This window comes from Lysobacter sp. P5_B12 (genome assembly GCF_056400425.1).
In genome coordinates this window covers 214,449-229,240 of record NZ_JBFULG010000004.1, presented here as the reverse complement: position 1 = coordinate 229,240, position 14,792 = coordinate 214,449, and the positions used below count along the sequence as shown (strand labels likewise).

Genomic DNA, 14,792 nt, shown 5'->3' with positions numbered 1-14,792 from the left:
GGCGGTGGTCGCGCACTGTGTCGGGGATCGCGGGAGGCGGGCTTTCGGCCCGTTGGCTGTGCGGGAACGCGATGTTCGCGGTCCTTCGCGCAATCTCCCTGCGAAATCAAACCCTTACTTCGCGCGGCGAGTGTAGCAGGTCAAAGGCGAGCATGGACCCCATCGATCCGACCCCCGGCCGCGCCCCCGCGCAGGCACGGACCGTCCGCATTGCCGAAGACCGGGAAGGCCAGCGGCTGGACAACTTCCTGCTCGGTTACCTCAAGGGGGCGCCGCGTTCGCTGATCTACAAGATCGTGCGGTCGGGCCAGGTGCGGGTGAACGGCGGCCGCGTGAAGGCCGACCGGCGCCTGGAGGGCGGGGACGAGGTCCGGATCCCGCCGGTGCGCCTGGACGAACCGGCCGACAAGGGCACGCCCGCCAAGGGCCTGCTCGACGCGATGGAAGCCAGCATCGTCTTCGAGGATGCGCGGCTGCTGGCGGTCAACAAACCCGCCGGCGTGGCCAGCCACGGCGGCAGCGGGATCAGCTTCGGCGTGATCGAAACGCTGCGCGTGCTGCGCCCGAAGGATGGCCTGGGACTCGTGCACCGCCTGGACCGCGACACCTCCGGCCTGCTCGTGCTGGCGAAGAAGCGTTCGGCGCTCACCGAATTGCAGGCGCTGATGCGCGAGGAGGGCGGGATCGCCAAGCGCTACCTGGCGCTCCTGGTGGGCCGGTTGCCCAACGGCACGATGACCGTCGACGCGCCGCTGCACATCGGCCTGCGCCAGGGCGGCGAACGGCACGTACAGGTCAATCCGGAGGGCAAGCCTTCGCTGAGCCACTTCAAGGCGCTGGAGCGGCGCGGCGGCCAGTCGTATTGCGAGGTGCGCATCGAAACCGGCCGGACACACCAGATCCGCGTGCACGCGCAGCACATCGGCCATCCGATCGCCGGCGACGACAAGTACGGCGATCCGGCGGCGAACAAGCGCCTGCGCGACCAGGTCGGGCTGAAGCGGATGTTCCTGCACGCATCGACGCTGGAATTCGCGCTCGATGGCGGGCGTGCGCCGTATTCGCTCAATGCGCCGCTGGCGCCGGAATTGATCGACGTCCTCGACCGGCTCGCCTGATCAGCTTCGAGCGGGCGCTAGCCGCACCAGGAACAGGAAGCGAAGGATTGCGCTGATCGCGAAATACGAGGCCGCACCGGCGGCGGCCTGTCCCCATTGGACGCCGGTTTCGCCGAAATTCGGGAACGAGGGCGAATTCGGCAGGTCGAGCGCCGCGATCACTTCCGGCGTGAGCCCACGGTCGGGTGCGTTCATCGCGAACAGGATGCAGGTCGCGAACGCGAGCGCCTGGACATAGGCGACCGTCGCATCGAACGCCGGTGCATTGCGTCGCGAATTCCAGAAGATCATCGCCTTGCCGATCAGCACGCCGATGATCGCCCATGCCAGCCAGCGCTCGGGGGCGACGTACCACCAGTCGACGAAGATCACCTTCGACCACCACGCTGCAATCACGAGCGGCCCGATCCCCATTGCAGGAAAGCGTGGATCGAACCACCGCCGCATGCCAAGCAGGCGCAGTCCACCGCAGATCAGCAACACCGGGAGTTCGTAGGCGACGGCGATCGCCGTACTGATCACGCCGACGCGTCCGAAGGCCATCGGCCACAGCCAGATCGCGACGATGGAAATCGCCATCACCAGTTCCGGCACGGCCGCGAACACGCGCGGCCAGAGTCGGTTTTCGAGGTGGATGTCGTCCTGCCGGAGCTCCCAGTCCTGGCTGCTCATCCCGTAAGGCGTTCGGTCTTGGCCGCCAGGATGAAGTCGTTCTCGCTCAGCCCGCCCACGTCGTGCGTGGAGAAGCGCACCACGCAGCGGTCGTAATGCACGCCCAGGTCGGGGTGGTGGTCTTCGGCATTGGCGATGAAGGCCAGCGCGTTCACGAAGCCCATCGTGCGGTAGTAGTCCTTGAACTTGAAGGTCTTCACGAGCGCATGCCCGTCCTCGGCCAGCTCCCAGCCGGGAATCTGCGGCAGCAGCTCGCGCACGCGGGCTTCGGTGAGCTTGTGTTCGGTGCCGCGGCGCGGGATGCAGTGGGCGTCGGCGAGGGCGATCAGGTCGGTCATGGGGGCACTCCGCAGCGTTGCGCGCTGAACCAGAACATATCGGCCGTGGTCGGATGGTGGACTGTCCACCACGGCGGCCGCTTCCGGGGTCGGTAGAATAGCCCGCATGATCCAGCTCTCCGAATCCGCGCAGGCGCATTTCCGCCGCCTCATCGAACGCGAAGCCCTGCCGGGCCTCGGCGTCCGCCTCTCCGCCGTCCATCCCGGCACGCCGCGCGCCGACGTGCGCCTGGAATTCGCCGAACCGGGCGACCTCACCGGCGAGGAATGGGCCATCGATTGCGAAGGCTTCACCCTGTGGGTGGATCCGGCGAGCGCGCCGTTCCTGGATGCTGCTGAGATCGACTACACGCAGCAGGCCACCGGCGGGCAGTTGCAGATCCGCGCGCCGAAGATCAAGGGCGAAGCGCCGGCGGAGACCGCATCGTTGGTGGAGCGCGTGCGGTGGGTGGTCGAACACGAGGTCAACCCGCAGCTCGCCCAGCATCGCGGCCACGTGGCGGTGCATGAAGTGACGGCCGATGGCGTGGTGTATCTGCGCTTCGGCGGTGGTTGCCACGGTTGCGGCATGGCCGACGTGACGCTGAAGCAGGGCATCGAACAAACGCTGATGACGCGCGTGCCGGGCGTGACCGCCGTGCGCGATGCGACCGACCATGCGACGGGCACGGCGCCGTACATGCCGCGCGACGCGGCCTGACGGTTCGCGGAGCGCGTGTTCTCCGCCGACGACATCATCGAAGCACTGGGGCTGCGGCGGCGGCTGAAATCCATTCGCCCGCAGGCCCCGGGTACGTTCCCGCCAGGGTGGCAGCAGTGGTTCGACGCGATGCCGGCCACGCCGCACGCGGTGAAAGGCGCGCTGCCGCAAACCTTCGTCGACGAACTCGCGCAACGTCCGCTCGCATCGCCGCCCAAGCGCGATGTGCAACTCAATCGTTGGCAGGCCTTCGCCACCTTGTGGCGCCAGCAGTGGCATCCGCCGATTCGCGAAGAGCGCGGATTGCGCTGGTTCGCCGCGTCGGTCAGCGCGGTGTTGCATCTGTTCTTCGCGGTGCTGCTGTTGTTCCTCGCCTATGTGTTCGTGCCGCCGCCGCCACCGGAGGGCGAGGGCCAGCAGGTGGTGCAAGCGGAATTCATCGGCAAGGGCACGCCGGAAGAAACCGGTGGCGGTGCGCCGCAAGGGCCCCAACCGGAACCGGCGCAAACCGCCGCCGCGCCATCGCCGCCCGCGGCGACGCCGACGCCTTCGCCCGCACCGACCCAACCGCCACAGCCACCACAACCCGAGCAGCCCGCGCCGCAACCCGAGCAACCCGTGGCCGCGCAGCCGCCGCCGCAGGCGCAACCCGAGCCCGAACCCGTCGTCGAAGTGCCGCCCGCGCCGCAACCGCTGCAGGTGACGCAGGTGCCGCAACCGGATACGGCATTCGTGTTGCCGCCACCGCGGCCGCGCGAAGTCGTCGTCGCACCGCGGGACATCACGGTGCCGCAGCTTCGACAACCCACGCAGGCGATCGAACGCGTGGAAGCGCAACGACAGACGCTCGAAACGCAACGCGTCGAAGCGCAACGCATCCGCGTCGCGCCGCAGGTGCGCGGTGAAGAATCGGCGCGCCTGACGCAACAGATCCCGATCACGTCCGCGCAATCGCAATCGCGCGAAATCGCGTTGCCCACGCTGCGTGGCGAAACGCGCGCGATCCCGATGCCTTCGCGCGGTACGACGCCGGGTGCGACCACGCCGGGAACATCGACATCGACTGCACCGTCGACGACGCCAGGCTCGGCGGCTGCGGCCGCCGCCGCGGCGCCCGGTGGGCAACAGGCGCCGGGCAGCGGCACGGCGCCCGCAGCGCAACCGGGCGCAGGCACCACGCCGAACGCAGCGCCAGGTGCATTGCCTTCGCCGAACCGCGGCGACGATTGGGGCGTGGGCACGCGCAACACGCCGGGCGGCAAACCCGGATCGGGCGCGAAGCCCGGCATCTTCGATGCGCAGGGGCGTCCGAATTTGGGCGAGCCACCGACACCGGGCCAGAACGCGCCGGGCACCGTGGAAGCGCACATCGCCGATCTGGACCGCGCGGGCCGATGGCTCAAGCGCCCGCCACTCGATTACGAGCCGACGACCTTCGACCAATATTGGGTTCCCAGCGAAACGCTGCTGCAGGAATGGGTGCGCAAGGGCATCAAGTCGCTTTCGATCCCGATCCCCGGCACCGACAAGAAGATCTCGTGCGTCGTCTCGCTGCTGCAATTCGGCGGCGGTTGCGGCCTGGTCGATCCGAACGTCAACGCACAGGCTGCACGCGCGCGACCGCCGCCGGACGTGCCGTTCAAGCCCTGGCTGCAGCAGGACAACGGCAGCATCAAGAAGGCGCCGCCTCCGCCGAACACGTCGGTGCAGGTGCCGGCTTCGACGACGCCCTGACGCAAAAAGGCCCGCTTGCGCGGGCCTTTTCGTTGAACGTGCGACGCGGTGTTACTGCGCGTTGTGCAGGTCGGCCAGGTGGCTTTCCGTGGAGTGGAAGTACGCACCCAGGTCGGCGATCTGCTGGTCGGTGAGTTCCTTCGCCTGCGGCGACATCAGCGAATTGTCGCGATCGCCCTTGCGATAGGCGAGCAGGGCGTGCTCGATGTAATCGGAGTACTGGCCACCGAGCTTCGGGTAAACCTTGTCCAGCGGCGCGTTGCCTTCGGCACCGTGGCAATCCACGCACGCGAAGCCGTTGCGCTTGGTGGTGGCGAGCTTCATGCCCGCTTCGATGTTGCCCGTCGGCAAGCCGGCGGAGGACGACTTCGGTGCTTCACCTTCGGCGTGGCCGCCTTCGGTGTGGCCTTCTTCGCCATTCTTCGAGCACGCGGTCAGCGCGAGGGCGAGCAGGGCGATGGCGAACGCGGTCTTCTTGATCGTCATGGTCGGGCTCACTTCTGCACGTTCACGGTCGAAAGGTAGGCGGCGATGTCGGCGATGTCCTGCGGCGAGAAGCTCTCCGCCTGCGCCTGCATCGTCGGGTGCTTGCGCTTGCCTTCGCGATATTCGGTGAGCGCCGAGGCCAGGTAACCGGCCGACTGGCCGCCGATACGCGGCACGTGGTAGCTCGGATAGGCGTTCTTGTAGCCGGTGATGCCGTGGCAACCGCGGCACGTATAGGTGAGTTCCTTGCCCTTCGCTGCGTCGCCGGTGAGGTCGGCGGCTTTCGGCTCGGCAGGCGCGGCAGGCGTCGCGGCGGCGGTGGAAGCGGCGGCAGGCGCGGCGGCGGTGGCCGGTGCGGCGGTGGTCTGCTGCGCATGTGCAGTCAGGAGCAGGGGCGCCAGCAGCAGGCCGGCGGCGATCGTCAGCGGTCGCATCATGAAGTGAAGTCCACGGTGGAAGTTCGGTCGCGACGCACGTGTCATCCGGGCGTCTCGCAAGCCGCGAAGTATAGCCCGCACGTGAATGGAACCGGCAAACCGGTGGCCGTCGAATGCGGACACGCGCGTGCAACCGGTCGGACCCTCGCCGCATCCGATGTTCGACCTGTTCGGCATGAGCACAACGCCGGCGTCTCATCCATAAGCAGGATTCCTCCGTGAAGTCACCATGACCTATGGCGCATGGCGGCGGGAACGGGGGAGTGATTTACTTGACTACAACACCCAAGGGGTCAGCCCAATGTCCGCCAATGCCTCCGTCCACGGCCGCGCCCTGCGTGCCGGTGTCCTCCTGATCGCCTGCGCCCTCGCGCTCGCCGCCTGCAAGAAGGGGGACGGGGATGCCCAGGCCAAGGACAAGGAGAAGGGCCCCGATGCCATCCCGGTCGAGGTGATGGCCGCCACCAAGCGGCCGATCGCCGCCAGCTATACCGGCACCGCGCCGCTGGAAGCCCGCGGCGAATCGCAGGTGGTCGCCAAGACCTCCGGCGTCGCGCTGCAGGTCCTGGTGCAGGAAGGCCAGCAGGTGAAGGCCGGCCAGGTGCTCGTGCGCCTGGATTCTTCGCGCGCTGCGTTGCAGGCCGCGCAGACGGCTGCACTGATGAACAAGCTCGAAGCCAACTACAAGCGCTCGGTCACGCTCGCCGACCAGAAGCTGATGAGCGCCAACGACATCGACACGATCCGCTACGACCTGGAGAACGCACGCGCGGCCAACCGCCTGGCGAATCTCGAACTGTCGTACGCGAACGTCGTCGCGCCGATTTCCGGCGTGATCGCCGAGCGCAAGATCAAGGACGGCAACTTCGTGCAGATCAACACGCCGATCTTCCGCATCGTCGATGTCGCGCGCCTGGAAGCCACGCTCAACGTGCCCGAACGCGAAGTCGCCACGCTGCAGCAGGGCCTGAAGGTCGAGATGTCCGCCGACGCGCTGCCCGGCAAGAAGTTCACCGGCACCATCGATCGCATCGCGCCGGTCGTCGATTCGGGCAGCGGCACGTTCCGCGTGATCTGTTCCTTCGAGGGCGGCGGCGAGCTGCAGCCGGGCATGTTCGGCCGCATCCGCATCGACTACGACCAGCGCAAGGACGCGCTCGTCGTTCCGCGCATCGCGCTGCTGGAAGACGAAGGCGACCCGGCCGTGTTCGCGGTGAAAGCCGGCAAGGCCGTGCGCGTGCCGATCAAGCTCGGTTATCTCGATGGCCAGTGGGCCGAAGTGCGCCAGGGCCTGAAGGTGGGCGACCAGGTCGTCACCGCCGGCAAGGTCGCGCTGCGCGAAGGCAGCCCGGTGCAGATCGTCGGCGACCAGGCCAAGCCGGTGACGCCGGTCGCGGGCAAGGGTGGCATCGCTTCCGCCACCGCCGCTCGCTGATCGCACTCGGCCCCCCGGAGCTCGCGCGTGAACCATTCTTCCGATCCTGCATCCTTCAGCGTCGTCGAGTTCTCCACGCGTCGCCGCGTCACGGTGATGATGGCGACGCTGACCTTCATCATCTTCGGCTTCATCGCGTTGACCAACCTCAAGGTCAACCTGTTGCCGGACCTGAGCTATCCCACGCTCACGGTGCGCACCGAATACACGGGCGCGGCGCCGGCGGAAATCGAAACGCTGATCACCGAACCGGTGGAAGAAGCCGTCGGCGTGGTGAAGGGACTACGCAAGCTCAAGTCGGTTTCGCGCACGGGGCAGAGCGATGTCGTGCTCGAGTTCGCGTGGGGCACCGACATGGACAAGGCCTCGCTGGAAGTGCGCGACAAGATGGAAGCGCTCGCACTGCCGCTGGAAGCCAAGCCGCCCGTGCTGTTGCGCTTCAATCCCTCGACCGCGCCGATCATGCGCCTGGTGCTGGCGAACAAGGGCCGGGATTCGCAAGGCGCGCTGACCGCGTTGCGCCGTTACGCCGACGATGACCTGAAGAAGAAACTCGAACCGGTCGAAGGCGTCGCCGCGGTGAAGGTCGGCGGTGGCCTGGAAGACGAAGTGCAGGTCGACATCGACCAGCAGAAGCTCGCGCAGCTCAACCTGCCGATCGATACCGTCATCCAGCGCCTGCAGCAGGAAAACATCAACATCTCCGGCGGTCGGCTGGAAGAAGGCTCGCAGCGCTATCTCGTGCGCACGGTCAACCAGTTCGCCACCGTCGACGAAATCCGCAACCTGCTCGTCACCACGCAGGCCGCCGGCGGCGGCGGTGCGCAGAGCGCGGCGGAAGAAATGGCGCGCGTGGCGGCAGCGACGGGCAACGCGGCGGCGATGGCCGCGGCCTCGTCGGTGCAGAATGCATCGTCGGGCTCGTCGGCTGCGGCCGGCGGCATGCCGATTCGCCTGAAAGACATCGCCGACGTGCGCCAGGGTTACAAGGAACGCGAAGCGATCATTCGCCTCGGCGGCCATGAAGCCGTCGAACTGGCGCTCTACAAGGAAGGCGACGCGAACACCGTTTCGACCGCCGATGCGCTTCAGACGCAGATCGAAGCGATCAAGAAGCAGATGCCGCCGGACATCGGACTGACGGTCATCGACGACCAGTCGCAGTTCATCCGCCACGCCATCGCCGACGTGAAGAAGGACGCCATCATCGGCGGCCTGCTCGCGATCCTGATCATCTTCCTGTTCCTGCGCGATGGCTGGAGCACTTTCGTCGTCGGCCTGTCGCTGCCGGTGTCGATCATCACCACGTTCTTCTTCATGGGCCAGTTCGACCTGAGCCTCAACGTGATGTCGCTCGGCGGCCTCGCGCTGGCGACAGGCCTGGTGGTGGACGACTCGATCGTCGTATTGGAATCGATCGCGAAGGCACGCGAACGCGGCCTGGGCATCGTCGAAGCGGCGATCGCCGGCACGCGCGAAGTGAGCATGGCGGTGGTCGCCTCGACGTTGACGACGATCGCGGTGTTCCTGCCGCTGGTGTTCGTCGAAGGCATCGCGGGCCAGTTGTTCCGCGACCAGGCGCTGACCGTTGCCCTGGCGATCGCGATCTCGCTCGTCGTGTCGATGACGCTGATCCCGATGCTCTCCTCGATCCGCGGCCGCGCGCCGCTGGCGTTCAAGGAAGAGCCGCCGCATCCGCGCTGGGAACCGACCTCGAAGTTGCAGAAGCCCGTCGCCGCGACCGGTCGCGGCATCGGCTGGGCGATCCGCAACGGCGCCTTCGGCTTCTTCTGGCTCTTCGTTCGTGCGTGGCGCGGGCTGGTCGCCGTCATCGGTCCGGTGATGCGTTTCTTCAGCCGCCGCGCGATGGGCGTCTATGAAAGCCTCGAAGGGCGGTACCTGCGCACCTTGCCGTATGCGCTCGAGCATCCGCGCAAGATCGTCGCCATCGCCGCGCTCGCGTTCTTCGCCACGCTCGCCGTCGTGCCGCTGCTCGGCGCCGACCTGATCCCGCAGCTCGCGCAGGATCGTTTCGAAATGACGGTGAAGCTGCCGCCCGGCACGCCGCTGCGCGACACCGACCAGGTGGTGCAATCGCTGCAGGCCGAACACGGCAAGGACGAAAATCTCACCGCGCTCTACGGCGTGAGCGGCACCGGCACGCGCCTGGATGCCAGCCCCACCGAAAGTGGCGAGAACATCGCCAAGCTCACCGCCGTGATGAAGAACGGCGGCAGCGAAAAGATCGAGGCGCAACTGACCGAGAAACTGCGCAAGAGCATGGCAGGCCGCAGCGATGCGCAGCTCGACTTCAGCCGTCCGGAACTCTTCAGCCTCTCCACGCCGCTGGAAATCGAACTGCAGGGTCCCGACCTGCCGCAGATCGAAGCCGCCGGCCGCAGGCTCGCGACGATGTTGCGCGGCAATCCGCATTACGCCGACGTGACCTCGACGGTGGAGCAGGGCTTCCCGGAAATCCAGATCCGCTTCGACCAGGATCGCGCCGCCGCGCTCGGCCTGACCACGCGCCAGATCGCCGACATCGTGGTGAAGAAGGTGCGCGGCGAAGTCGCCACGCGCTATTCCTTCCGCGACCGCAAGATCGACGTGCTGGTGCGCGCCAAGGCGACGGATCGCGCGTCGGTCGAAGACATCCGCAATCTGATCGTCAATCCGAACAGCAGCACGCCGGTGCGCCTGTCGTCGGTCGCCGACGTCGTCGCGGGCACGGGTCCGAGCGAGATCCACCGCGCCGACCAGGTGCGCGTGGCGATCGTCTCGGCCAACCTGCGCGACATCGACCTGGGCGCCGCCGTGCAGGAAGTGCAGCAGATGGTGAAGGACACGCCGCTGGGCGCGGACGTCGGCATGCACATCGGCGGGCAGGGCGAGGAACTGGATCGTTCGGTGAAGTCGCTGATGTTCGCCTTCGGCCTGGCGGTGTTCCTCGTCTACCTGGTGATGGCTTCGCAGTTCGAATCGCTGCTGCATCCCTTCGTCATCCTCTTCACCATTCCGCTTGCGCTCGTCGGTGCGGTGCTCGCACTGCTCATCACCAATTCGGCGATCTCGGTCGTGGTGTTCATCGGCCTGATCCTGCTGGTCGGCCTGGTGGTGAAGAACGCGATCATCCTCATCGACAAGGTCAACCAACTTCGAGAGGAAGGCGTACCCAAGCGCCAGGCATTGGTGGACGGTGCGCGCTCGCGCCTGCGCCCGATCGCGATGACCACGCTGTGCACGCTGTTCGGCTTCCTGCCGCTGGCGCTCGCCTTCGGTGAAGGCGCCGAAGTCCGCTCGCCGATGGCGATCACGGTGATCGGCGGCCTGCTGGTTTCCACGCTGCTGACGCTGGTCGTGATCCCGGTCGTGTACGACCTGCTGGATCGCCGCTCGGACGAGTACTACGCCGACAAGCTGCGCACGCAGCGCGCCGATGCGAAGGCGGCGGCCACGCTGATCGAGCACGACCAGGATCCGTTGAACGGCAACGCTGCGCCGGAGGCCAATTCGTGAGCGTCGCCGAGCTCAGCATCAAGCGGCCCGTCACCACGATCATGCTGTTCGTGTCGATGGTGGTGGTGGGCCTGATCGCGGCGGTGCGCCTGCCGCTGGAAGCGATGCCCGATGTCTCGGCGCCGTTCCTGTTCATCCAGCTGCCCTATGCCGGCTCCACGCCGGAAGAAGTGGAGCGCACGATCCTGCGGCCGGTCGAGGAAACGCTCTCGACGATGACCGACGTCAAGAGCATGGAAGGCAACGCGACGTCCGAGCAGGGCAGCGTGTTCCTGATGTTCTCCGACTGGGACCGCGACATCGAGATCGCGGCGGCCGAAGCGCGCGAACGCATCGATGCGATCCGCGACGACCTGCCCGACGACATGCAGCGCTACTTCGTCTGGAAGTGGTCGACGAGCGACGAACCCGCGCTCGAACTGCGCCTGACCAGCAAGTCGCTCGACCTGACCAAGGAATTCGACCGCATCGACCGCGTTTACAAGCGCCGGCTCGAACGCCTGCCGGGCGTGGCGAAGGTCGAGGTGGAAGGCGCGCCGCAGAACGAAGTCGAAATCGCGATCGACCAGGACCGCCTCAACGCGCACGGCCTGGCGTTGAACGACCTGGACACGCGCCTGCGTGCGGTGAACTTCTCCGTTTCCGCCGGCCAGATCGACGACGGCGTGCAGCGCCTGCGCGTGCAGCCGGTGGGCGAACTGACCGACCTGCAGCAGTTGCGCGACCTCTCGCTCGCCAAGGGCGTGCGCCTGTCGGATGTCGCCGACGTGCGCCTCAAGCCCGAGAAGATGCCCTACGGTCGCCGCCTGGATGGACGTCCGGCAGTGGGCATCGATGTCTACAAGGAGCGCGACGCCAACCTCGTCGACGTCTCGCGCAACGTGCGCGCCGAGCTCGACACGATCAACAAGGAGCAGGGCACCAACGACATCGACCTGCTCGTGCAGTGGGATGCCGGCGAAAGCGTCACCGGTTCGCTGCTGGGGCTGGCCGAAGCCGGCGGCATCGGCCTGCTGTTGTCGATCGCGGTGTTGTACTTCTTCCTGCGCCACTGGCCTTCGACGCTGATGGTGACGTTGGCGATCCCGATCTGTTTCATCATGACGCTGGGCTTCATGTACTTCGCCGGCGTGACGCTCAACGTGCTGTCGATGATGGGCCTGCTGCTGGCGATCGGCATGCTGGTGGACAACGCGGTCGTGGTGGTGGAGAGCATCTACCAGGAACGCGAACGCCTGGGCGGCGAACCCAAGCTCGCCTCGATCATCGGCACGCGCCATGTCGCCATCGCGCTGTCGGCGGGCACCTTGTGCCACTGCATCGTGTTCGTGCCGAACCTGTTCGGCGAGAAGAACATGATCAGCATCTACATGGGCCAGATCGCGATCACGATCTGCGTCTCGCTGCTGGCCTCCTGGCTGGTGGCGGTGAGCCTGATCCCGATGCTCTCGGCGCGCATGAAGACGCCGCCGGCGGTGCGCAGCGCCAATGGCCTGATTCCCCGCCTGCAGCGCCGCTACGCCAACCTGCTGCGCTGGACGCTGGACCATCGCGGCTGGAGCGTGATCGGCATCCTGGTCATCGTGATGGCGAGCTTCGTGCCGCTGAAGATGACCAAGACGAACATGTTCGGCGGCGACGACGTCGGCGAAATCGACATCTACTACCAGTGGAAGGGCGCCTACACCAAGGAGCAGATGTCGGCCGAAATCCTGAAGGTCGAGCATTACCTCGACGCGCACCGCAAGGAGTTCGAAATCAACCAGGTCTTCTCGCGTTATCGCGAGCAGGGCTGGGCCGGCACGAACGTCAAGCTGGACACCAAGGACCGCGACAAGGTCGCCAAGATCACCGAAGCGATGCGCAAGGACCTGCCGAAATCGGCCCGCGCCAACATCGGCATCGGCGACCAGGGCGGCCCGGGTGGCGACCAGCAGGGCAAGGAAGTGCAGGTGATGCTCGTCGGCGATTCGACGCAGACGCTGACGGAGATCGCCGAGGACATCGTGCCGCTGCTCGCGCGCCACAAGGAATTGCGCGACGTACGCGTGGACAGCGGCGACCGCAACAGCGAACTCACGGTGCAGGTGGATCGCGATCGCGCCGCGGCCTTCGGCTTCAGCGCGAACGACGTGGCGACCTTCGTCGGTCTCGCGCTGCGCGGCGCACCCTTGCGCGAGTTCCGCCGCGGCGACACCGAAGTGCCGGTGTGGGTGCGCTTCGCGGGCGCCGACAACTACGGCACCGAAGACCTGGCGAGCTTCACCGTGCGCGCGCCCGATGGCCGCAGCGTCCCGTTGCTGGCCATGGTCAACGTGCAGGTACGCCCCGCCGCATCGTCCATCGAACGCACCAATCGCCAGACGACGCTGACGATCACCGCCGGCATCGCCGACAAGGTGACCCAGCCCGACGCGAAGAAGGCGATCGAAGACACGCTGGAGAAAGCGCGCGAAGGCTTCCCGCCCGGTTACAGCTACTCCTTCGACCGTCCCTCGTTCATGAGCGACGACGCGGCGGTGAAGCAGATGATGTGGAACCTGGTGATCGCCTTGTTCATGATCTACGTGGTGATGGCGGCGGTGTTCGAATCGCTGCTGTTCCCCTCGGCCATCATGAGCGGCGTGGTGTTCTCGATCTTCGGCGTGTACTGGCTGTTCTGGCTCACCGGCACCGAGTTCAACATCATGGCCTTCATCGGCATCCTGGTGCTGATGGGCGTGGTGGTGAACAACGGCATCGTCATGGTCGAGCACATCAACAACCTGCGCAGGCGAGGTCTGTCGCGCACCGATGCGCTCGTGGAAGGCAGCAAGGAACGCCTGCGTCCGATCCTGATGACGATGGGCACGGCGATCCTGGCGATGGTGCCGATCGCGGTGGGCAACACGCAGATGGCCGGCGACGGCCCGGCGTATTACCCGATGGCGCGCGCGATCGCCGGCGGCCTGGCGTTCTCGACGGTGGTCAGCCTGCTGTTCCTGCCGACGATCTACGCGATGCTCGACGACCTGCGCCATGGCACCGTGCGCGCGATCCATCGCGCACGCGGGAAGACCTTGCCGCCCGCGGCGGCAACGGTCACTGCGATCAGCACGAAGTAATCAGCCCAACAACTTCCCGAGCATGCGGGCACCGCCGAGCCATACACCGATGGCGGTGCCCAGGCTGGTCAGGAAGAAATTGAGCAGCACGCGCGCCACGCGATTGCGATACCAGCCGCGCACGCTTTGCACGTCGTCGCGCAGGGCCATGAAATCGGCGTAGGTCGGCTTGCGGACCCACGCTTCGACCAGCGCGCTGATCGTACCCGACGCGAGCGCCGGATGCAGCGGTGTCACGGGCGATGCGAAGAACGCCGCGATGATGCTCAGGGGATGGCCGCCGGACGCGGCGCAACCGATCGCGCCGAGCGTGCCGGTGATCAACACCCAGTACACGATCAGGTCGGCGCCGACATCCAGGCCGCCGCGCCAGAAGCCGAACGCGAATCCGCCCAGCACGAAGGCGGACAGCAGGATGGTGAACCACGGGAAGGACGACTTCTCCTTCACCGATTCGAGTTCGCCGCGGATGTCGCCGGGCGCGCGCGTTTCTTCGCGCAGGTGTTTCGCGAGGCCCTGCAGGTGGCCCGCGCCGACGACCGCGAGCACGTTGCGCGCGCCGCTTTGCGACGTCGCGCTTTCGCGCAGGCGCGCAGCCATGTAGCGGTCGCGCTCGCCGATGACGGTGTCGTACAACTCCGGGTTGTCCTGCGCGAATTCGCCGAAGCTGGATTCGAGCAGGTCGCCCTGCTTGAGCTTCTCGATTTCGTCGTGGCCGACTTCTTCATCGCCGAACAGCGAAGCGGCGATGCCGCCGCCGAGTTTCGCGCGCCCCCACCATCCCAGGCGCTGCGAAGCGCGCTTGAAGGTGAGGCCGACGTCGCGGTCGATCAGGTGCACGGGCAGCTCGCGTTCGCGCGCGTCGTTCACCGCGGCCTTGAGTTCGGCGCCCGGTTCGATGCCGAGTTGTTCGGCCAGGCGCCGTTGGTAAGCGGCCAAACCGAGGTTGGCGGCGAACAGGGCCGTCTTGCCTTCGCGCAGGACCTTGACCAGGTCCATGCGCGCGAGTGCATCGGGATCGCTCAGCGCGGCCAGGCGTTGCGGGTCGAGTTCGACCGCGACGGTATCGAAATCGCCGCTGGCGATCGCCGCGTGCACCGCGTCGACGCTGGCGCGCGAGACGTGCGCGGTGCCGAGCAGGGTGTAGGCGACGCCGTCGCGTTCGACGCGGATTTGTGGCTGGTCGGCGAAAAGGGTGGGGGGCTGCGTGTTCGGTTCGGTCATAGCCGCGCAGTATGGACGTTGTCCCCGC

At 66.9% G+C, this 14,792-nt stretch carries 11 protein-coding genes; 6 read left to right on the top strand and 5 right to left on the bottom strand.

Going from position 1 to position 14,792, the window contains the following annotated elements; genetic code table 11:
- Positions 1-152 precede the first annotated feature (152 nt).
- Positions 153-1,118: an RluA family pseudouridine synthase gene (locus tag AC1DOM_RS08845; RefSeq protein WP_498962319.1), complete on the top strand. Its 966-nt coding sequence runs from the start codon at positions 153-155 to the stop codon at positions 1,116-1,118.
- On the opposite strand, the gene AC1DOM_RS08840 is transcribed toward AC1DOM_RS08845, so the two are convergent.
- Together AC1DOM_RS08840 and AC1DOM_RS08835 are read right to left on the bottom strand one after the other, a co-directional pair.
- Positions 1,119-1,790 (bottom strand): hypothetical protein, encoded by a 672-nt coding sequence (locus AC1DOM_RS08840; protein ID WP_498962317.1) that lies wholly within the window; start codon positions 1,788-1,790, stop codon positions 1,119-1,121.
- A complete protein-coding gene (locus AC1DOM_RS08835) occupies positions 1,787-2,128 on the bottom strand; it encodes a 4a-hydroxytetrahydrobiopterin dehydratase (protein ID WP_498962315.1) in 342 nt (113 codons plus the stop codon). Before AC1DOM_RS08835 ends, AC1DOM_RS08840 begins: the two co-directional genes overlap by 4 nt.
- A 106-nt stretch (positions 2,129-2,234) precedes the next feature.
- On the opposite strand from AC1DOM_RS08835, the gene AC1DOM_RS08830 reads away from it, so the two are divergent.
- Complete coding sequence (locus AC1DOM_RS08830) at positions 2,235-2,828, top strand: NfuA family Fe-S biogenesis protein (protein ID WP_498962313.1); 594 nt, start codon at positions 2,235-2,237, stop codon at positions 2,826-2,828.
- A gap of 15 nt (positions 2,829-2,843) precedes the next feature.
- The gene (locus AC1DOM_RS08825; RefSeq protein ID WP_498962311.1) at positions 2,844-4,562 is read left to right on the top strand and encodes a hypothetical protein; all 1,719 of its coding nucleotides are present in this window, start codon (positions 2,844-2,846) and stop codon (positions 4,560-4,562) included.
- A 51-nt stretch (positions 4,563-4,613) separates the two neighbouring features.
- Here AC1DOM_RS08825 and AC1DOM_RS08820 read toward each other — a convergent pair whose 3' ends face one another.
- Together AC1DOM_RS08820 and AC1DOM_RS08815 are read right to left on the bottom strand one after the other, a co-directional pair.
- Positions 4,614-5,048 carry a c-type cytochrome gene (locus AC1DOM_RS08820; protein ID WP_498962310.1) on the bottom strand — a complete coding sequence of 145 codons (435 nt, stop codon included), beginning with the start codon at positions 5,046-5,048 and terminating at the stop codon, positions 4,614-4,616.
- 8 nt (positions 5,049-5,056) lie between these two features.
- Positions 5,057-5,482, bottom strand: a complete 426-nt coding sequence (locus tag AC1DOM_RS08815) for a c-type cytochrome (RefSeq protein WP_498962507.1) — start codon at positions 5,480-5,482, stop codon at positions 5,057-5,059.
- Between the two features lie 304 nt (positions 5,483-5,786).
- Between AC1DOM_RS08815 and AC1DOM_RS08810 the strand changes: the two genes are divergently transcribed.
- The 3 genes from AC1DOM_RS08810 to AC1DOM_RS08800 are packed head-to-tail and all read left to right on the top strand — an operon-like array spanning position 5,787 to position 13,540.
- Positions 5,787-6,920: an efflux RND transporter periplasmic adaptor subunit gene (locus AC1DOM_RS08810; RefSeq protein WP_498962308.1), complete on the top strand. Its 1,134-nt coding sequence runs from the start codon at positions 5,787-5,789 to the stop codon at positions 6,918-6,920.
- Positions 6,921-6,947: 27 nt separating this feature from the next.
- Complete coding sequence (locus AC1DOM_RS08805; RefSeq protein WP_498962307.1) at positions 6,948-10,436, top strand: efflux RND transporter permease subunit; 3,489 nt, start codon at positions 6,948-6,950, stop codon at positions 10,434-10,436.
- Entirely contained in the window at positions 10,433-13,540 is a 3,108-nt protein-coding gene (locus tag AC1DOM_RS08800; RefSeq protein ID WP_498962305.1) for an efflux RND transporter permease subunit, read from the top strand. Before AC1DOM_RS08805 ends, AC1DOM_RS08800 begins: the two co-directional genes overlap by 4 nt.
- Here AC1DOM_RS08800 and AC1DOM_RS08795 read toward each other — a convergent pair whose 3' ends face one another.
- A complete protein-coding gene (locus AC1DOM_RS08795) occupies positions 13,541-14,764 on the bottom strand; it encodes a TraB/GumN family protein (protein ID WP_498962303.1) in 1,224 nt (407 codons plus the stop codon). It lies immediately after the preceding gene.
- Positions 14,765-14,792: the final 28 nt, after the last annotated feature.

Bases quoted from the DNA above. Each gene is read 5' to 3' on its own strand.
- AC1DOM_RS08830 (WP_498962313.1), top strand. From the start codon at position 2,235: ATGATCCAGCTCTCCGAATCCGCGCAGGCGCATTTCCGCCGCCTCATC.
- AC1DOM_RS08840 (WP_498962317.1), bottom strand. From the start codon at position 1,790: ATGAGCAGCCAGGACTGGGAGCTCCGGCAGGACGACATCCACCTCGAA.
- AC1DOM_RS08845 (WP_498962319.1), top strand. From the start codon at position 153: ATGGACCCCATCGATCCGACCCCCGGCCGCGCCCCCGCGCAGGCACGG.
- AC1DOM_RS08815 (WP_498962507.1), bottom strand. From the start codon at position 5,482: ATGCGACCGCTGACGATCGCCGCCGGCCTGCTGCTGGCGCCCCTGCTC.
- AC1DOM_RS08820 (WP_498962310.1), bottom strand. From the start codon at position 5,048: ATGACGATCAAGAAGACCGCGTTCGCCATCGCCCTGCTCGCCCTCGCG.
- AC1DOM_RS08795 (WP_498962303.1), bottom strand. From the start codon at position 14,764: ATGACCGAACCGAACACGCAGCCCCCCACCCTTTTCGCCGACCAGCCA.
- AC1DOM_RS08835 (WP_498962315.1), bottom strand. From the start codon at position 2,128: ATGACCGACCTGATCGCCCTCGCCGACGCCCACTGCATCCCGCGCCGC.
- AC1DOM_RS08810 (WP_498962308.1), top strand. From the start codon at position 5,787: ATGTCCGCCAATGCCTCCGTCCACGGCCGCGCCCTGCGTGCCGGTGTC.